Origin of the sequence: Roseovarius bejariae, from assembly GCF_009669325.1 — a bacterium.
Lineage (GTDB): Bacteria > Pseudomonadota > Alphaproteobacteria > Rhodobacterales > Rhodobacteraceae > Roseovarius > Roseovarius bejariae.
The window spans coordinates 1,136,978-1,154,250 of the sequence record NZ_SZWE01000001.1 but is presented as its reverse complement, the minus strand read 5'-3'; the positions used below and the strand labels follow the sequence as shown (position 1 = coordinate 1,154,250).

19 protein-coding genes are annotated in these 17,273 nt (G+C 62.8%); 14 read left to right on the top strand and 5 right to left on the bottom strand.

Annotated elements, in window-relative coordinates:
* Positions 1–65 precede the first annotated feature (65 nt).
* Positions 66–632, top strand: a complete 567-nt coding sequence (locus tag FDP25_RS05510; protein WP_154149709.1) for a DUF2585 domain-containing protein — start codon at positions 66–68, stop codon at positions 630–632.
* Between the two features lie 12 nt (positions 633–644).
* Here the strand turns inward: FDP25_RS05510 and FDP25_RS05505 are convergent, their stop codons facing one another.
* Positions 645–1,499, bottom strand: coding sequence for an MBL fold metallo-hydrolase (locus FDP25_RS05505; protein ID WP_154149707.1), 855 nt, complete (start codon positions 1,497–1,499; stop codon positions 645–647).
* Positions 1,496–1,843: a VanZ family protein gene (locus tag FDP25_RS05500; protein WP_154149705.1), complete on the bottom strand. Its 348-nt coding sequence runs from the start codon at positions 1,841–1,843 to the stop codon at positions 1,496–1,498. The genes FDP25_RS05505 and FDP25_RS05500 overlap by 4 nt, the downstream gene beginning before the upstream one ends.
* Positions 1,844–2,225: 382 nt before the next feature.
* Here FDP25_RS05500 and FDP25_RS05495 point away from each other — a divergent pair, with 382 nt between their 5' ends.
* From FDP25_RS05495 to FDP25_RS05470, 6 genes are all read left to right on the top strand, one after another.
* The gene (locus FDP25_RS05495) at positions 2,226–2,786 is read left to right on the top strand and encodes a F0F1 ATP synthase subunit delta (protein WP_343031964.1); all 561 of its coding nucleotides are present in this window, start codon (positions 2,226–2,228) and stop codon (positions 2,784–2,786) included.
* Entirely contained in the window at positions 2,787–4,325 is a 1,539-nt protein-coding gene (gene atpA, locus FDP25_RS05490) for a F0F1 ATP synthase subunit alpha (protein ID WP_154149701.1), read from the top strand.
* Positions 4,326–4,337: 12 nt separating this feature from the next.
* Positions 4,338–5,222, top strand: coding sequence for a F0F1 ATP synthase subunit gamma (locus FDP25_RS05485; RefSeq protein WP_154149699.1), 885 nt, complete (start codon positions 4,338–4,340; stop codon positions 5,220–5,222).
* Positions 5,223–5,244: 22 nt separating this feature from the next.
* Positions 5,245–6,669, top strand: coding sequence for a F0F1 ATP synthase subunit beta (gene atpD / locus FDP25_RS05480; protein ID WP_154149697.1), 1,425 nt, complete (start codon positions 5,245–5,247; stop codon positions 6,667–6,669).
* A gap of 56 nt (positions 6,670–6,725) precedes the next feature.
* Positions 6,726–7,151: a F0F1 ATP synthase subunit epsilon gene (locus tag FDP25_RS05475; RefSeq protein WP_154149695.1), complete on the top strand. Its 426-nt coding sequence runs from the start codon at positions 6,726–6,728 to the stop codon at positions 7,149–7,151.
* 118 nt (positions 7,152–7,269) lie between these two features.
* Positions 7,270–7,623, top strand: coding sequence for an H-type lectin domain-containing protein (locus tag FDP25_RS05470; RefSeq protein WP_154153144.1), 354 nt, complete (start codon positions 7,270–7,272; stop codon positions 7,621–7,623).
* 68 nt (positions 7,624–7,691) lie between these two features.
* On the opposite strand, the gene FDP25_RS05465 is transcribed toward FDP25_RS05470, so the two are convergent.
* Entirely contained in the window at positions 7,692–8,708 is a 1,017-nt protein-coding gene (locus FDP25_RS05465; protein ID WP_154149693.1) for a ribose-phosphate pyrophosphokinase, read from the bottom strand.
* 105 nt (positions 8,709–8,813) lie between these two features.
* Between FDP25_RS05465 and FDP25_RS05460 the strand changes: the two genes are divergently transcribed.
* Both FDP25_RS05460 and FDP25_RS05455 read left to right on the top strand, forming a co-directional pair.
* Positions 8,814–9,413, top strand: a complete 600-nt coding sequence (locus FDP25_RS05460) for a 2-hydroxychromene-2-carboxylate isomerase (protein ID WP_154149691.1) — start codon at positions 8,814–8,816, stop codon at positions 9,411–9,413.
* 3 nt (positions 9,414–9,416) lie between these two features.
* Positions 9,417–10,226 (top strand): alpha/beta fold hydrolase, encoded by an 810-nt coding sequence (locus tag FDP25_RS05455; RefSeq protein ID WP_154149689.1) that lies wholly within the window; start codon positions 9,417–9,419, stop codon positions 10,224–10,226.
* Positions 10,227–10,235: 9 nt separating this feature from the next.
* On the opposite strand, the gene FDP25_RS05450 is transcribed toward FDP25_RS05455, so the two are convergent.
* Positions 10,236–11,273: a LacI family DNA-binding transcriptional regulator gene (locus FDP25_RS05450; protein ID WP_154149687.1), complete on the bottom strand. Its 1,038-nt coding sequence runs from the start codon at positions 11,271–11,273 to the stop codon at positions 10,236–10,238.
* 145 nt (positions 11,274–11,418) lie between these two features.
* On the opposite strand from FDP25_RS05450, the gene hisD reads away from it, so the two are divergent.
* Genes hisD through FDP25_RS05425 form a run of 5 tightly spaced genes read left to right on the top strand, consistent with a single transcriptional unit; the run spans position 11,419 to position 15,987 of the window.
* Positions 11,419–12,726: a histidinol dehydrogenase gene (gene hisD / locus FDP25_RS05445; RefSeq protein WP_154149685.1), complete on the top strand. Its 1,308-nt coding sequence runs from the start codon at positions 11,419–11,421 to the stop codon at positions 12,724–12,726.
* Complete coding sequence (locus FDP25_RS05440) at positions 12,719–13,477, top strand: SDR family NAD(P)-dependent oxidoreductase (RefSeq protein ID WP_154149683.1); 759 nt, start codon at positions 12,719–12,721, stop codon at positions 13,475–13,477. Before hisD ends, FDP25_RS05440 begins: the two co-directional genes overlap by 8 nt.
* Complete coding sequence (locus tag FDP25_RS05435) at positions 13,474–14,451, top strand: alcohol dehydrogenase catalytic domain-containing protein (RefSeq protein WP_154149681.1); 978 nt, start codon at positions 13,474–13,476, stop codon at positions 14,449–14,451. Before FDP25_RS05440 ends, FDP25_RS05435 begins: the two co-directional genes overlap by 4 nt.
* A 15-nt stretch (positions 14,452–14,466) precedes the next feature.
* Positions 14,467–14,871, top strand: a complete 405-nt coding sequence (locus tag FDP25_RS05430) for a universal stress protein (RefSeq protein ID WP_154149679.1) — start codon at positions 14,467–14,469, stop codon at positions 14,869–14,871.
* Positions 14,872–14,877: 6 nt separating this feature from the next.
* Positions 14,878–15,987: an alpha-hydroxy acid oxidase gene (locus FDP25_RS05425; RefSeq protein ID WP_154149677.1), complete on the top strand. Its 1,110-nt coding sequence runs from the start codon at positions 14,878–14,880 to the stop codon at positions 15,985–15,987.
* Positions 15,988–16,084: 97 nt separating this feature from the next.
* On the opposite strand, the gene FDP25_RS05420 is transcribed toward FDP25_RS05425, so the two are convergent.
* Positions 16,085–17,161, bottom strand: a complete 1,077-nt coding sequence (locus FDP25_RS05420) for a PLP-dependent cysteine synthase family protein (protein WP_154149675.1) — start codon at positions 17,159–17,161, stop codon at positions 16,085–16,087.
* Positions 17,162–17,273 lie beyond the last annotated feature (112 nt).

Sequence of the window (17,273 nt, the reverse complement as noted above, 5' to 3'; positions counted from 1 at the left end):
GGCGCGCGGGATGGTAGGGGTTTCAGCCATGGACAGTTCGCGGGCCTTATGCTCAGGTCACGCGCATGACGAGTGACACGCGCCTTGACCGCCCCGCCCTTATCCTGACGGCCCTGATCACCTTGGGCACGTTGATCACCTTGCTGGCCATGGGGCGGGTGCCCTTTTGCCAATGCGGGCATATCGACCTGTGGGGGACGGTGGGCACCAGCGAGGCCAGTCAGCAACTGGCCGATTGGTATACGCCCAGTCATCTGTTGCATGGCTTTCTGTTTTACGGGGCGCTGTGGCTGGTGGCGCGGCGGGTGCCCTTGGGTTGGCGGTTGGTGGTCGCCACGGTGGTGGAATGCGCCTGGGAGATCATCGAGAACACCGATGCGGTGATCCAGCGGTATCGCGAGGTGACGATCTCGTTGGATTATTTCGGCGACAGTGTTTTGAATTCGGGCGCCGACATCGCAGCGATGTTCGCGGGCTTCTGGCTGGCGCGGGTCTTGCCGGTCTGGGCCAGTGTGGCGGTGGTCATCGGGTTCGAGGTGCTGACCATGTGGGTGATCCGCGATGGGCTGGCCCTGAATATCATCATGCTTTTGTATCCGGTCGAGGCGATTGCCACGTGGCAGGCGGGTTAGGGGCCGTGGCCCCTAAAGCGGGATTTTCATCCCGTCTCGGCCGATGTGGATTTTGCCGGAATAGTGCGGTTCGGTGGCGTGCAGCCAGTCCTTTTCCGTGACCTCGGGGTCGTCGGCGGGGATCAGGTGATTGAGGGCGAGGGCCTTGACGGTTGCCTGCTGTGCGATCCTTGCGGCCTCTTCGGCGGGGGTGTGGCTGCGCAGGATGTGTTTGAGCAGGCGGTCATCCTTGTATCCCATCCGGTCGACGATCTTCTGCACGCCGGGGATCAGCATGGCCTCGTGCACCAGAAGGTCGGCATCGCGGGCGAAATCCACCATTTCGGGGAGGGGCGCTGTATCGCCTGAAAGCACCACCGTTTTGTCCGCGCCGGTGAGCTTCAGGGCGAAGCTGTCTTTGATCGGCGGGTGGTGGTTACGCAGGGTGGTGACGGTGAGATCGCCCAAGCGCAGGTGCGAGGTGTCATCCAGTACGTGGATCGGTGCGAGGCTGGCCAGATCGGGGCGGCCTTCGTCGGCGATGCGGGTGTCGATATCGAACGCCATGGAAGCAAGGAAGCCTTGCCAGTAGGTATCCAGCCCCTCGGGCGCATGGATGGGCAGGGGGGTCTTGAGGCCCGCGGTCCATGCGGTGTGCAGGAGCGGGCCGAGTTCGAGGTAGTGATCGGAATGCAGGTGGGTGATCAGCACGGCATCGAGATCGGTGAGGGGGATGCCTGCGCGGGTGAGGGCGGCAGTGCAGCCAAGGCCGGCATCGACCAGAATGGTCTTCCCTGCCAGTTGCACGAGGATCGATGTGGGCATGGAGGAGCCGGGCCGGATCGCCGGGCCGCCCTTGGTGCCCAGGAGGGTGATGGCATCGGTCATGTGCGGGCTGCCTTGAACACCCGACCGCGTAGCGCGCCCAAGCCGCAGACAAGGGCGATGCCCAGACCGTCGGCCAGCAGGTCGGCCCATTCACCCGAACGCCCGACGCTGGGTTGGATCACTTCGATCACTGCGCCATAAAGCAGCGCGAGCGGCGCGATCCAGTAGAGCGCGCGGGGGCGGGTGAGCGCGACGGGCAGGACCATCAGCCCGAAGGCCAGCGCGTGAAGCTGCTTGTCGGTGAGCGGCAGCGGCGCGCCGGCCTCGCCCGGCGGGGTCAGGGTGAACCAGCCGATGACCGCGCCGATCAGCAGGGTGAGGAAAAGGGCGATGGGATAGGGCATGTGGGTCCTGACGCTTGTCCTGATCTGCCGGTGATACATCGCAAGCCGCGCCGTAGAAACCCCCGGTCAGATGGCATCGTGAAGGTGATAGCGTTAACGATTTGCCGGCTTTTTCACCAAGGAATCGCAAAAAAACCGTCCCGGCATCATCTTTTTCAAGCGGGAAAATAGGTGCAAAGCGTCGCAGGCTGGGCAAGTTGTTGAAAACACGTGGTATTCAACGGTATACAATCTTTTTCAAGCGTCTTGCCCGGTGTGCAAGGCTCTGCTACACCCCAGCCGAATTTCGGTGTGATCCGGGTCACGCCGTTTGTTAACGCCCCCGGCAAGACGGCCCTGTGCCGTCTTTTGTAAACCGGGGCCAGACATCGGAAGGGTGGACGTGTCCGAACCAGCTTCGATTTCCTCCGGCATCGCCGAGCGCTATGCCACCGCTATTTTTGAGCTGTCCAAGGAAGACAAATCCGTGGCCAAGCTCGAATCCAACATCACCGACCTTGCCGCCGCGATCGACGCGAGCGAGGACCTGCGCGACATGATCGCCAGCCCGGTTCTGAGCCGGACCGAACAAGCCGCCGCGATGGCCGCTGTCGGCCAGAAGCTCAAGCTGGAGCCGGCGTTGCAGAACGGTCTGGCCGTGATGGCCGACAAGCGCCGCTTGTTCGTGCTGCCGCAGCTTCTGCAACAGCTGACCGCGCTGATCGCCGAGGACAAGGGTGAAGTGACTGCCGACGTGACCAGTGCCAAGGCGCTGACCAAGGCGCAGTCCGAGAAACTGGCCAAGACGCTGAAGGCGCGTATTGGCAAGGATGTGAAGATCAATGCGGCCGTCGATGAAAGTCTCATCGGCGGTCTTGTCGTCAAGGTGGGCTCGAAGATGATCGATACCTCGATCCGCTCGCGCCTCGATTCCCTACAGAATGCAATGAAAGAGGTCGGATAAATGGGTATCCAAGCTGCAGAGATTTCTGCGATCCTGAAGGACCAGATCAAGAACTACGGCAAAGACGCCGAAGTGGCCGAAGTTGGCCGGGTTCTGTCGGTCGGTGACGGTATCGCGCGTGTGCACGGTCTGGACAATGTGCAGGCCGGTGAACTTGTCGAATTCCCCGGCGGTGTGATGGGTATGGCCCTGAACCTCGAAGCCGACAACGTGGGTGTTGTGATCTTCGGCTCGGACCGTGAAATCGGCGAAGGCGACACGGTGAAACGTACCAAGTCGATCGTGGACGTGCCCGTGGGTGACGAACTGCTGGGCCGCGTTGTGGACGGTCTGGGTAACCCGCTGGACGGCAAGGGCCCGATCAAGACGAAAACCCGCGGTGTGGCCGATGTGAAAGCGCCGGGCATCATCCCGCGTAAATCGGTTCACGAGCCGATGGCCACCGGCCTGAAATCGGTTGACGCGATGATCCCGATTGGCCGTGGCCAGCGGGAGCTGATCATTGGCGACCGCCAGACCGGTAAGACGGCTGTTGCTCTGGACGCCATGCTGAACCAGAAAACCTACAACGAAGCCGCGGGTGACGACGAGAACAAGAAGCTTTACTGCGTTTACGTCGCGGTTGGCCAAAAGCGTTCGACCGTTGCGCAGCTGGTGAAGAAGCTGGAAGAGTCGGGCGCGATGGAATACTCCATCGTCGTGGCCGCGACCGCTTCGGACCCCGCGCCGATGCAGTTCCTTGCCCCCTATTCGGCAACCGCCATGGCCGAGCATTTCCGCGACAATGGCCGCCACGCCCTGATCGTATACGATGACCTGTCGAAACAGGCCGTCGCCTATCGTCAGATGTCGCTGCTTCTGCGTCGTCCGCCGGGGCGTGAAGCTTACCCGGGTGACGTGTTCTACCTCCACTCCCGCCTGCTGGAGCGTTCGGCCAAGCTGAACGAAGACAATGGGTCGGGCTCGCTGACCGCGCTGCCGATCATCGAAACCCAAGGTGGCGACGTTTCGGCCTTTATTCCGACCAACGTGATTTCGATCACCGACGGTCAGATCTTCCTTGAAACCGAGCTGTTCTACCAAGGTATCCGCCCGGCTGTGAACACCGGTCTGTCGGTGTCTCGTGTGGGCTCGTCGGCCCAGACCAACGCGATGAAATCGGTCGCCGGTCCGGTGAAACTGTCGCTCGCCCAGTACCGCGAGATGGCGGCCTTCGCCCAGTTCGGTTCGGACCTCGACGCCGCCACCCAGCAGTTGCTGAACCGTGGTGCGCGCCTGACCGAACTGATGAAACAGCCGCAGTATTCGCCGCTGACAAACGCCGAGATCGTCTGCATCATCTACGCGGGCACCAATGGCTACCTCGACAATATCGAGGTGAACCAGGTTGGCCGCTTTGAAGAAGGTCTTCTGAACCACCTGCGGTCCAAGCATCAGGACCTGCTGGACTGGATCACCAACGACGACCCCAAGGTCAAAGGTGACGCCGAGGACAAGATCAAGGCTGCGCTGGACGAATTCGCCGCCGACTTCGCATAAGGGAGAAAAGGCATGCCTTCTCTCAAGGACCTTAAAAACAGGATCGAGTCGGTCAAATCGACCCGCAAGATCACCAAGGCCATGCAAATGGTTGCCGCGGCGAAACTTCGCCGCGCGCAAGAGGCCGCCGAGATGTCGCGCCCCTATGCCGAACGCTTCAACGCCGTGATGGCGAAGCTGGCGGCCTCGGTCGGGGACAGCGACAGTGCGCCGCGTCTTCTGCGGGGCACTGGCGAGGACAAGGTGCACCTGCTGGTGGTCATGACCGCCGAGCGGGGCCTGTGCGGTGGTTTCAACTCGAACATCGCCAAGCTGGCGCGCACCGAGGCGGAATCGCTCAAGGCGCATGGCAAGACGGTGAAGATCATCACCGTCGGCAAGAAGGGCCGGGATGCCCTGAAGCGTGATCTGGGTGACCTGTTCATCGACCACGTCGACATGTCCGGTGTGAAGAACATCGGCTATGACGACGCACAGGCGGTGGCCAAGAACCTGCTGGATCGCTTCGACAAGGGCGAATTCGACGTTGCCAAGATCTTCTACTCGAAGTTCCAGAACGTCGTGAGCCAGATCCCGACCGTGCAACAGGTGATCCCGTTCCAGGTGGACGAAGAGGCCGCCCAAGAGTCACCCGAGGCCGGTGTCGTGTACGACTACGAGCCGGACGAAGAGGCCATTCTGGCCGATCTTCTGCCGCGCGGCGTGGCGACGGCGATTTTCAGCGGTCTGCTGGAAAACGGGGCCTCGGAACAGGGCGCGCGGATGTCCGCCATGGACAACGCCACCCGCAACGCCGGCGAGATGATCGACAAGCTGACGATCGAATACAACCGTTCGCGTCAGGCTGTGATCACCAACGAGCTTATCGAAATCATTTCGGGCGCCGAGGCGCTCTGACGACAACCGGAGAAACGAAACAATGGCAAACGCAAAAGGCAAAGTCACTCAGGTGATCGGCGCCGTGGTGGACGTTCAGTTCGACGACCACCTGCCCGAAATTCTGAATGCCCTTGAAACCGACAACAACGGCAAGCGCCTTGTTCTCGAGGTGGCACAGCACCTTGGGGAAAGCACCGTGCGCACCATCGCCATGGACGCGACCGAAGGTCTGGTCCGTGGTCAGGAAGTGACCGACATGGACGCCCCGATCAGCGTTCCGGTGGGCGACGCCACCCTGGGCCGCATCCTGAACGTCGTGGGTGAGCCCGTGGACGAAGGCGCGCCGATCAAGGCGAAAGAAACCCGCGCGATCCACCAGCCCGCGCCCGAGTTCAACGAGCAATCGACCGAGTCGGAAATCCTTGTGACCGGCATCAAGGTTGTTGACCTGCTGGCCCCCTACGCCAAGGGTGGTAAAATTGGTCTCTTCGGTGGTGCCGGTGTGGGCAAGACCGTTCTGATCATGGAGCTGATCAACAACATCGCGAAGGTGCACTCGGGCTACTCGGTGTTCGCGGGTGTGGGGGAACGGACCCGTGAGGGCAACGACCTTTACCACGAGATGATCGAATCCAACGTGATCAACCCCGATAACCTGGAAGAATCCCAGGTGGCGCTGGTTTACGGCCAGATGAACGAACCGCCGGGGGCACGTGCCCGTGTGGCCCTGACCGGCCTGACGCTGGCCGAACAGTTCCGCGACCAATCCGGTACCGACGTTCTGTTCTTCGTCGATAACATCTTCCGCTTTACGCAGGCGGGCTCCGAGGTGTCGGCTCTGCTCGGCCGTATCCCCTCGGCTGTGGGGTATCAGCCGACGCTGGCCACCGACATGGGGGCGATGCAGGAACGGATTACCTCGACCAAGCAGGGGTCGATCACCTCGATCCAGGCTGTCTATGTTCCGGCGGACGACCTGACCGACCCGGCACCGGCAACCACCTTTGCCCACCTCGACGCCACGACCGTTCTGAGCCGTGCGATTTCGGAGCTGGGTATCTACCCGGCCGTGGACCCGCTCGACTCGACCTCGCGTCTGATGGACCCGTCGATCGTTGGTGAAGAGCACTACCAAGTGGCGCGTGACGTTCAGGGTATCCTGCAGCGCTACAAGTCGCTTCAGGACATCATCGCCATTCTGGGTATGGACGAACTCAGCGAAGAGGACAAACTTACCGTGGCCCGTGCCCGTAAGATCCAGCGCTTCCTGTCGCAGCCCTTCGACGTGGCGAAAGTGTTTACCGGCTCGGACGGTGTGCAGGTTCCGCTGGAAGACACCATCAAATCGTTCAAGGCGGTTGTGGCCGGTGAATACGACCACCTGCCCGAAGGCGCCTTCTACATGGTGGGCGGCATCGAAGAGGTGAAAGCCAAAGCCGAGAAGATGGCTGCCGACGCGGCCTAAGCCCTAGCGCCTCCCGTCCCTTGGGCGGGAGGTTAACTCCTGAAGGAGATCAATGAATGGCTGATACAGTCCAATTCGATCTGGTAAGCCCCGAACGCCTGCTGACATCCGTCGCGGCGAAAGAGGTGCGTATTCCCGGTGCCGAGGGCGACATGACGGCAATGCCCGATCATTCGCCCCTGATCACCACCCTGCGGCCCGGCATCCTCAAGGTTGTCAGCGCCGAAGGCGAGGCGGATTACGTTGTCACCGGCGGCTTTGCCGAGATCAATGCCGACGGCATCTCGGTTCTGGCCGAGAAGGCGATTGCGCGCGAAGATGTCACGCAAGAGCATTTCAAGGCGCTGGTGGACGAAGCGACCGACAAGCTTGCCAAGGCGCAAGAGGTCTATGTCAACGAGCCGGGCCCGGTGGATGACGCCGCCAAGCTTTTGGCCGACATGGTGGCCATGGGGGATCATATCGGTCTATCGGCCAACTGATCCGCGGTCAAAACCGGTATGAGAGTTCAAAGGGCCCTAGCGGGCCCTTTTCCTTTTTTGGTTCTCAATTCCGCCCAAAACTCGTATTACACGCATCTTGGGGAAGGGACGGAGCATGATGCGCCATCTGGAAAGTAAATACATCGGTGTGGCACAGGGCGATGACGTGTTGTTCTCGGATTACGAGGACGGCGGCGAGATGTGGACCGGCAGCGGATCGCGCGAGCGTCGCCATAGCCTGACATTTCGCGAGGCCTTCAAAAGCCCGCCCGTGGTGCATGTTTCGCTGTCGATGTGGGACATGGACAGCGCCACCAATGTGCGTGCCGATGTGACCGCCGAGAAGGTCACGGAAAAGGGGTTTGACGTGGTCTTTCGCACATGGGCCGATACCCGGGTGGCCCGGGCGCGCATCCGCTGGATGGCGATCGGTGAGGTGTTTCACGAGGACGACTGGCAGGACGTGTACTAGGGGCTGGGCCTGATATCATTACCCCCTCCAAGAGGCCCCGGGGCAAGCCCGGGGCAGGTCGTGCATCCTCAGTGGCCGAACTGGCCTTCGTAAATCGGTTCCAGCGTCGGGGTTTCGAACAGCGACGACACGCTGGTGCCGTGCCAGATGTTCATGATCGCCTGCGCAAAGACCGGCGCGGTGGGGATGATGCGGATATTGGGGGCGGCTTTCACAGGTTCGGTCGCGGCGATGGTATCGGTGATGACCAGCGATTTCATGACCGAGTTGGTGATCCGTTCGACCGCCGGGCCGGAAAGAACCCCGTGCGTGATATAGGCGTGTACTTCGGAGGCGCCATTGTCCAGTAGCACCTGCGCGGCTTTGCATAGCGTTCCGGCGGTGTCGCAGATGTCATCGACGATGATGCACTTCTTGCCCGAGACATCACCGATGACGGTCATCTCGGCGACTTCCCCTGCTTTTTCGCGGCGTTTGTCGACAATCGACAGGGGGGCTTCGATCCGCTTGGCCAGTTCGCGGGCGCGGGCCACACCGCCCACGTCGGGGGACACCACCATGACGTCCTCCATCTCGCCCTTGAACTGGGTCATGATGTCCAGTGCAAAGACCGGCGCGGCATAGAGGTTGTCGACCGGAATATCGAAAAAGCCCTGAATCTGCGTGGCGTGGAGGTCCATTGTCAGGACCCTTTCGATACCCGCCTCGACGATCATGTTCGCCACCAGCTTGGCCGAAATGGGCGTACGCGCCTTGGAGCGGCGATCCTGCCGGGCATACCCGAAATAGGGGATCACGGCGGTGATCCGCTTGGCCGAGGACCGGCGCAGCGCATCGGCCATGATCAGCAATTCCATCAGGTTGTCGTTGGCCGGGTTCGATGTGGGTTGAACGATGAACATATCCTCACCGCGGACGTTCTCGTAAACCTCGACGAAGATTTCCTGATCGTTGAAGCGTTCGACCCGGGCATCGACCAGCCCCACATTGACGCCGCGATGCATGGACATGCGCCGCGCGATCGCCTGCGACAGAGGTTTGTTGGCATTGCCGGTGATGAGTTTGGGTTCGGAGGTCGTGGGCATGGCAGCGGGTCCTGGCTGGTCTGGTATGACAGATTCGTAACGTTGAACTTCGCTTAGCATGGGCGTAGCGTCGGGCAAAGCTGTGCAAAGGGAGAGGGCGCGAAAATGGCGCAGATTGAGTATTATTTTTCGACGCTGTCGCCGTATGCTTATCTGGCTGGCACTCGCCTGGAAGACATCGCGGCGAAACACGGTGCCAGCGTGACCTACAAGCCGATGGATATTCTGGCTCTTTTTACGCGTACCGGTGGGCAGCATCCGTCCGAACGGCATCCGGCCCGGCTTGCCTATCGCGCACAGGAGCTGCCCCGTCAGGCGAGGAAGGCCGGAATGACGTTTAACCTGCAACCGGCGCATTGGCCGACCAATGCCGCGCCGTCGTCTTATGCCATCATCGCGGCCCAGAATGCCGGGGGTGGTGACTTGGGGGCCTTGGTGCATTCCATTTTGCGCGCCTGCTGGGCCGAAGAGCGGGACATCGCCGAGGACGAGGTGATCAAGGACTGTTTGGAAAAGGCGGGCTTCGATCCGGGGTTGACTGTCAGTGGCCTTCTGACCGGGGCCGAAACCTATGCCGCCAATCTGGAGGACGCGGTGGCGGCCAATGTATTCGGCGCGCCGTTTTACGTGGTGGACAGCGGGCAAAGTTTCTGGGGGCAGGACCGGCTTGAGGATCTGGACCTGCATTTGCAGGGTAAGCTTTGAGTGATGCCGAGGGCCAGCCGGGCGGGCTATGACACCCATTGGACGACCTTCGGGCAGGGGCCGCGTGCGGCGCTGGCAATCCATTGTTCGCTGTCCCATTCGGGCAGTTGGGGGGGGATCGCGCGGCATCTTTCAGGCGCGCTGACCCTGACGGCCTTCGACATGCCGGGCCATGGGCGCAGCGCGCCGTGGCAGGGCGAGGGCGAGATACAGGAAGAGACGGCGAAGATTGCCGCGACCTTCTGCGAGGGCGGCGCGCGTGACCTGATCGGCCATTCCTTCGGGGCGACGGTGGCCTTGCGACTGGCGGTGATGCGGCCTGACCTGGTGCGCTCGCTTGTTTTGATCGAGCCGGTGTTCTTTGCAGTGGCCTTCGCGGATGATCCAACGGCAAAGGCGCGGTTCGATCTGGCCATGGGCGGGTATGCCCGCGCCGTTGAGAACGGAGACGATATGGCCGCGGCCGAGGCCTTTACGGCCCTATGGGGGGATGGCACGGCATGGCAGGACATACCGCGGGCGCATCGTGCCGCGATGGCCGATCAGATGTACCTGATCGCAGCGGGCCAGCCTGCGCTGTATGAGGACGTGGGCGGCTTGTTGGCGCCCGGTGTTCTGGCCGGTGTGACGCAGCCGGTGTTGCTGATGGAGGGCAACCAATCCCCGGATATCATCCCGGCGATCAACGAAGGGCTGGCCAGACGCCTGCCGCGCGCGGAACGCGCCGTGATCGCGGGCGCGGGCCACATGGCGCCGATGACCCATGCCAAGCAGGTCAGCGCCGAGATCCTGCGTTTCTTGAAATGGGCCTGAACCGCAGGGTTACCCCGGGGGCGGTCCAAGCGTGCCACGCAGGCGCAGTTCGGTTTGCAGGGCTACGCTTTGCGCCATGGGCGTGCCGCCGATCATCTGCTTCAAGAGCTGGGCCGCTTGGCGGCCCATGTCGCGATGGGGGACATGCACGGTTGTCAGCTGCGGGGTGACAACGCGGGCCAGTTCAATGTCGTCAAAGCCGGTGACCGAGACATCGCGCGGGACGTCAAGGCCCATCTCTTGCGCCTTTTGCATTGCGCCCACGGCCAGTACGTCATTTCCGCAGATCACGGCGGTCGGGCGTGGTGACAGGGCCATGAGCTGCCCCATGGCCTCGGCCCCGTGGTCCACGGAATAGGGTACCTCGATCAGGTGCAGGCCCTCGGGTGGCAGCCCCGCCGCCTGCATCGCCTCACGCACACCGTTCATGCGTTCGCGCGCGCGGTCATTGCAGGCCTGCTCCGCACTGATCGCGGCAAGCCGTGTGTGGCCTTGCGCGATGACCTGCGCGGCCAACCCGGCCATGGCGCGGCGATTGTCGAACCCGATCGAGGGTTTCCCGGCGGTTTCGTCATAGGCCCATGCAATCAGGGCTGGCACCCCCCGGGCCTCCAGAAAACGGTAAATCGCGGGGTCGCGGTCATGGCCGATCAGCAAAAGGGCATCGGCCCCGCGCGCGACCAGCGCGCGGATTTGCTCGGCCTCCAATTCGGGGCGATAGGCCGAGGAGGCCACCAACATCGTGATCCCATTGCGGCCCAGTTCCTCCTGAAAGGCCTGAAGGCCGCGGGCGAAAATCGCGTTGTCCATTGTGGGTATCACCGCGCCAACCGTGTTGGTCCGTTTGGCCGCCAGTGCGCGCGCCCCGAAATTCGGGGAATACCCCAAGTCCTGTACCGCTTGCAGGACCCGTTTGCGGGTCTCTTCCACCACTTGGGCCGGCGCGTTCAGGCAGCGCGAGACCGTTGCCGTCGAGACCCCCGCGCGGCTGGCGACATCGGCGAGGGTGGGTAGGGGTTTGCTGGCAGGGTCTGGGTTTTTGGTCATTTGTCCGGTTTTTCAAGGGCACGCGTGCAAGGTGGGTCGATGGGTGTGCATCATAGGATGTAAGCGCTTGCATGAGAAGTTGTAAGCGCTTACATTTATCGCGAATCCGGGGCCGCGCCCCGCCCCTTGCGAACAGGACGGATCCATGGCTCGAGAGTACCTCAAGAAAGCAACGCTGACCTCGCAATCCGGCGCATCGGATGTGCACGAAACGGTACAGGGCATTCTGGACGACATCGAAAAGGGCGGCGATGCGAAGGCCTTGGAATATGCTACCAAGTTCGACCAGTACGAAGGCAACGTGATACTCACCCGAGAAGAGATCGAGGCGGCCAAGGATTTGGTGCCTCAAAAGCTGCGCGATGACATTGAGTTCGCCCATGACAACGTGCGCCGCTTTGCCGAGGCGCAGAAGGAAACCCTGCGTAATATCGAGGTCGAGGTGGTGCCGGGCCTGATCGCCGGGCAGAAAAGCATCCCTGTCAAGGGGGCGGGCTGTTACGTGCCGGGCGGGCGGTATAGCCATATCGCCAGCGCCATCATGACCGTGACCACCGCCAAGGTTGCGGGCTGTGAACATATCGTGGCCTGTTCCCCGCCGCGCCCCGGCGTGGGGATCAACCCGGCCATCATCTATGCCGCCGATCTGTGCGGGGCCGATACGATTCTGGCCATGGGTGGGGTGCAGGGCGTGGCCGCCATGACATTCGGCCTGTTCGGCCTGCCGCCCGCCAATATCCTTGTCGGCCCCGGCAACCAGTTCGTGGCCGAGGCCAAGCGAATCCTGTTTGGCCGCGTGGGGATCGACATGATCGCCGGCCCGACCGACAGCCTGATCCTCGCCGACGAGACCGCCGATCCCGAGGTCGTGGCCACCGATCTGGTGGGGCAGGCCGAGCATGGCTATAACTCGCCCGTCTGGCTGGTGACCGATGACCATGCCTTGGCCGAGCGGGTGATGGAACTGGTGCCGGAACTGATCGAGGATCTGCCCGAGGTGAACCGCGACAACGCCCGCGCCGCGTGGCGCGATTATGCCGAGGTGATCCTGTGCGACAATCGCGAGGAGATGGCGGCGACTTCGGATGAGTATGCGCCCGAGCACCTGACCGTACAGGCCGAGGATCTGGAGTGGTGGCTTGGGCGGTTGTCCTGCTATGGCTCGTTGTTCTTGGGCGAAGAAACCACCGTGGCCTTTGGCGACAAGGCCAGCGGCACCAACCATGTTTTGCCCACCTCGGGGGCGGCGCGCTATACCGGGGGCCTCAGTGTGCACAAGTACATGAAGATCGTCACGTGGCAGCGCGCCACCAAGGAAGGGTGCAAGCCCGTGGCCGAAGCCACCGCGCGGATTTCCCGGCTTGAAGGCATGGAAGGCCATGCGCGCACCGCTGACATTCGCCTGCGCAAGTATTTCCCGGGCCAGAACTTCGACCTTAGCGCCAATGGCTGAGCCGGGACTTTTCGACGTTGCGGGTAAAGTGGCCTGCGTCACCGGGGCCAGCGGCGGCTTGGGCCGTCGCGCGGCCACGGTCCTTGCACAGGCGGGGGCGCAGGTGGTGGGCGTGGCCCGCCGTGCCGAGGCGCTTGAGGAGTGGCGCAAGGAGGCGGGGGGCGACACCGCTGCTGTCGCGCGCGATGTCGGCGACCGCGAGGGCCTGCATGATCTGGTTGCGGATGTCTGCGCGCCTTTCGGTGCGCCCGATATCGTGATCCATGCCGCCGGGGTGAATACCCGGGAGATGGCCGACGAGGTGACCGAAGGCGGCTGGGACAGCACGTTGGAGCTGAACCTCACCATGCCCTTTTTCCTCAGCCAGCAATTGGTGCCCGCGATGAAAGACAAAGGCTGGGGCCGGATCGTGAATTTCGCCTCGCTGCAAAGCACCCGCGCCTTTCCGGGGGGCATCGCCTACGGGGCCAGCAAGGGGGGCATCGCGCAACTGACACGCGCCATGGCCGAAGCCTGGTCGCCCTACGGGATCACCGCCAATGCCATCGGTCCGGGGTTCTTCCGAACGGAGTTGACCGCAACGGTATTCAACGACCCCGAGCGCGCCGCGCGCAACGCTGCGGCCACCTGCATCGGGCGAAACGGCGAGATCGAAGATCTAGACGGGCCGGTTCTGTTCCTGTGCTCTAGGGCATCGGATTACGTGACAGGGCAAATCCTGATGGTGGATGGGGGGTTCACCGCGAAATGAAGGCGCTTGTTTATACCGGCCCCAAAGAGTTGGATTGTCGCGATGTGCCAGATGCCGTGCCACAAGCGGGGGAGGAACTGATCCGCGTGGATAGCGTCGGCATTTGCGGATCGGACATGCATGCCTATCTGGGCCATGACGCGCGCCGCCCCGCGCCCTTGATCCTTGGCCACGAGGCGGCGGGTGTGATCACCGGCGGGCCACGCGATGGGCAACGGGTGACGATCAACCCGCTGGTCACTTGTGGTGCTTGCCGGGCATGCCTGAATGGGCAGGACAATCTTTGCCCCGCACGGCAGATCATCTCGATGCCGCCGCGCGAGGGGGCCTTTGCCGAACTGCTGGCCATGCCCGGTGGCAACCTCGTGCCGGTGCCTGACAATGTGCCGCTGTCCAAGGCGGCCTTGGCCGAACCCATCGCTTGTGGCTGGCACGCGGTGCGCCTGTCGCTGGCGGTGCTGGGCAGGGCCGAGCGCGCGCTTGTTCTGGGTGGTGGGGCCATCGGAGTGGGCGCGGCACTCAGCCTGAAAGCGCGGGGCGTGAATGAAGTGCTGATCGCCGAGCCCAACGCGCCGCGCCGCCGCTTTCTTGAGCTCAATTGCGATTTCCCTGCCGTGGCCCCCGACCAAGTCCCCGGTGCCGACTATGACATCGTGATCGACGGCGTGGGCCATGAGGCCACCCGCGCGCAGGCCTCGGCCCTCGTGCGCCCGGGTGGCGTGATCGGCCATATCGGGTTGGGGCAGGCCACGGGCGGTTTGGATATTCGCCGCATGACCCTGCAAGAGGTGACTTTCATCGGGACCTACACCTATACCGCGCAGGATTTCCAAGACACGGCGCAGGCCATCTTCGAGGGCCGCCTTGGCCGGCTCGACTGGTTCGAGTCCCGTGCTTTGGCCGATGGCGCCAAAAGCTTTGCCGATATCCGTGCCGGTATGGTAGCTAGTCCCAAGATCATACTGACCCCCTGACGAAAGGTAGCTCCCATGTATTCCAAGATCATTGTCGGCCTGTCGCTTGACCACGGCATCAGTGAAACCGCCATCGGCGTGGCCCGCAAGCTGGCCGATGACGGAGCGGAGATCATTGCCGTCCACGTTTATGAACAACCCAACTCCTCGGTGCGCGCCTATATGGACGACGATCTTCTGGAAGGGGCGCAAAAGAACGCGAAGGCCCGCCTCGAAGATCGGGTAAAAGGCGAGGAAGGCGTGAAAGCCGTGCTTTTGAACGGGCATTCAGGCCGGGCAATCACCGATTACGCGAAAAAGGTCGGGGCAGATTGCATCGTTGTTGGCTCACACAAACCGGAGCTAAGTGACTTTTTGCTCGGCTCCACAGCCGCGCGGGTGGTGCGCCATGCCTCTTGCGCGGTGCATGTCCTGCGCTGACGCAGCATGGGCGCATCGCGGATTCATTGCAGCGGCGACGCCCGCAGGTTGGCCCGTCGCCGTCTGCCGTGGATGGTCTTTGACTACATCGACGGCGCGGCGGGCGAGGAACACGGCGCCGCACTGGCGCGAACGGCGCTGCAAGACATCCGCCTGCGCACCCGCGTTCTGGTGAATGTCAGCGAGCGCAGCCTTGCCAAACCGGTTTTCGGCCGTGTCGCACAGCGCCCGTTCGGCATCGCCCCCATGGGGATGTGCAACCTGTCCGGCCCCGGTGCCGATCTGATGCTGGCCCGGCTGGCCGCCGATTATCAAGTGCCGCTTGGCGTCTCCACCGTGGCCTCCACCCCACTGGAGCGCATGATCGAGGTGGCCCAAGGCCACGCCTGGTTCCAGCTTTACTTCAGCGGCGATGGAAGCGCCGCGCTTCGGCTCGTGGACCGGGCCGAGGCGGCGGGCTATGACACCCTTGTCCTGACCCTCGATGTCCCCGAGGTGGGTCGCCGCCCGCGGGAACTGCGCCATGGGTTCAAGATGCCCTTTCGTATCGGCCCAAGGCAGTTCATGGATTTCGCCCTGCATCCGCGCTGGTCGCTGTCGACCCTCCTGCATGGCCGCCCGCAACTGGCCAACTTCACCACCGCCGACAAATTCGACCGCACCGATAGCCGTGGGTCGGCCGACTGGTCCTACCTTGACCGCCTGCGCGACCGTTGGAAGGGGCGGCTGGTGGTCAAGGGGGTGCTGGATGCCGAGGACGCAGAACGCCTCAAGGCTGCGGGTGTCGATGCGATACAGGTCTCCTCCCACGGGGCGCGGCAACTGGACAGCGCGCCGGTGCCAATCCACGCCCTGCAAGCCATCCGCGCGGCCCTTGGCCCCGAATTCCCCCTTTTCTACGACAGTGGGTTGCGCAGCGGCGAAGACGCGATCAAGGCGCTGTCCTGCGGCGCCGATTTCACATTCTTCGGTCGTATCCTGCAATTCGCCATCGCCGCCGGCGGCGAAGCGGGCCTGCGCGCGCTGTGGCACGTCCTGAGCGATGAGGCCAGTCTGACATTGGCGCAAATGGGCCTGACCGCCTCAGCGCAAGTCAAACCCCCTTCATCGCCTTAGCGCTTTTTCTTGGCCCAAATACCCCGGGGAGCGCGAGGGGCAGCGCCCCTCGCTTCGGTCGGATTGTGCGCAGCACAATTCGAGGCTGAAAACCGCGTCACCCCTCGCCCATCTGGGCACTGGGCGTGGACATGGAAATGGCCTGTTCTTCCTCGGTCATGACCTCCTCGACCCCTTCGAAAAGCGGCGTCGATAGATACCGCTCTCCGGTATCGGGCAGCATGACCAGCATCACCGACCCGTCGGGCGCGGTTTCGGCCAGTTGCATCGCTACCGCCACGGTGGCGCCGCCGGAAATCCCGGTGAATATCCCCTCTTCACGGGCAAGGCGGCGGGACCATGCGATGCCATCGGGGCCTTCGACCGGGATCAACGCGTCGTAATAGCCCTCGTCAATCGCCTCCTGCAAAACCCACGGAATGAAATCCGGGGTCCAGCCCTGGATCGGGTGCGGTTCGAAATTCGGGTGGCTTTCGGTGGTCTGATGCGCCCCGTTGCGGGTGTTCACATAGCCCGAGCCGACGATCGCGGCATTGGCCGGCTCGCTCAGGATGATCCTGGTTTCGGGCCGTTCTTGCCGTAGCACCCGCGCCACCCCCGACACCGTGCCGCCCGTGCCATAACCCGTCACCCAGTAATCCAGCCGCTCGCCTGCGAAATCGCCAAGGATCTCGCGGGCGGTCGTGGCCTCATGGATATCGGCATTATCCGCCGTCTCGAACTGACTGGCCAGGAACCAGCCGTTTTCCTCGGCCAGCTCCTTGGCCTTGCTATACATGCCGAAGCCCTTCAATTCCTTCGGCGTCAGAACCACCTTGGCCCCCAGAAAGCGCATCAGCTTGCGCCGCTCTATCGAGAAACTCTCGGCCATGGTGAGCACCAGCGGATAGCCCTTGGCGGCACAGACCATGGCAAGCCCAATGCCGGTGTTACCCGACGTGGCCTCGACCACGGTTTGTCCGGGTGCCAGCCGTCCGTCGCGCTCGGCTGCCTCGATGATATTGAGCGCCAGCCGGTCCTTCACCGACCCCGCAGGATTGAAGGCCTCGAATTTCACGTAAACCTCGACATGCTTGGGCGCGATCCGGTTCAGGCGGATACAGGGCGTATCGCCCACCGTGTCCAAGATACTGTCATAGCGCGTGCCGCGCCCCTTGGTTTTGCGGATACTCATCTTGACCTCCCCCTGTTGCGTTGCGCCTCAACTGTGACACACTCGGACCGTCATTGATATGCCCCGCAATCCCCGAGTTCAGTCTTGACCCCGTAAAGCGCATCACATACTG

Bases quoted from the DNA above. Each gene is read 5' to 3' on its own strand.
- FDP25_RS05510 (WP_154149709.1), top strand. From the start codon at position 66: ATGACGAGTGACACGCGCCTTGACCGCCCCGCCCTTATCCTGACGGCC.
- FDP25_RS05505 (WP_154149707.1), bottom strand. From the start codon at position 1,499: ATGACCGATGCCATCACCCTCCTGGGCACCAAGGGCGGCCCGGCGATC.
- FDP25_RS05500 (WP_154149705.1), bottom strand. From the start codon at position 1,843: ATGCCCTATCCCATCGCCCTTTTCCTCACCCTGCTGATCGGCGCGGTC.
- atpA (WP_154149701.1), top strand. From the start codon at position 2,787: ATGGGTATCCAAGCTGCAGAGATTTCTGCGATCCTGAAGGACCAGATC.
- FDP25_RS05485 (WP_154149699.1), top strand. From the start codon at position 4,338: ATGCCTTCTCTCAAGGACCTTAAAAACAGGATCGAGTCGGTCAAATCG.
- atpD (WP_154149697.1), top strand. From the start codon at position 5,245: ATGGCAAACGCAAAAGGCAAAGTCACTCAGGTGATCGGCGCCGTGGTG.
- FDP25_RS05475 (WP_154149695.1), top strand. From the start codon at position 6,726: ATGGCTGATACAGTCCAATTCGATCTGGTAAGCCCCGAACGCCTGCTG.
- FDP25_RS05470 (WP_154153144.1), top strand. From the start codon at position 7,270: ATGCGCCATCTGGAAAGTAAATACATCGGTGTGGCACAGGGCGATGAC.
- FDP25_RS05465 (WP_154149693.1), bottom strand. From the start codon at position 8,708: ATGCCCACGACCTCCGAACCCAAACTCATCACCGGCAATGCCAACAAA.
- FDP25_RS05460 (WP_154149691.1), top strand. From the start codon at position 8,814: ATGGCGCAGATTGAGTATTATTTTTCGACGCTGTCGCCGTATGCTTAT.
- FDP25_RS05455 (WP_154149689.1), top strand. From the start codon at position 9,417: ATGCCGAGGGCCAGCCGGGCGGGCTATGACACCCATTGGACGACCTTC.
- FDP25_RS05450 (WP_154149687.1), bottom strand. From the start codon at position 11,273: ATGACCAAAAACCCAGACCCTGCCAGCAAACCCCTACCCACCCTCGCC.
- hisD (WP_154149685.1), top strand. From the start codon at position 11,419: ATGGCTCGAGAGTACCTCAAGAAAGCAACGCTGACCTCGCAATCCGGC.
- FDP25_RS05440 (WP_154149683.1), top strand. From the start codon at position 12,719: ATGGCTGAGCCGGGACTTTTCGACGTTGCGGGTAAAGTGGCCTGCGTC.
- FDP25_RS05435 (WP_154149681.1), top strand. From the start codon at position 13,474: ATGAAGGCGCTTGTTTATACCGGCCCCAAAGAGTTGGATTGTCGCGAT.
- FDP25_RS05430 (WP_154149679.1), top strand. From the start codon at position 14,467: ATGTATTCCAAGATCATTGTCGGCCTGTCGCTTGACCACGGCATCAGT.
- FDP25_RS05425 (WP_154149677.1), top strand. From the start codon at position 14,878: ATGGGCGCATCGCGGATTCATTGCAGCGGCGACGCCCGCAGGTTGGCC.
- FDP25_RS05420 (WP_154149675.1), bottom strand. From the start codon at position 17,161: ATGAGTATCCGCAAAACCAAGGGGCGCGGCACGCGCTATGACAGTATC.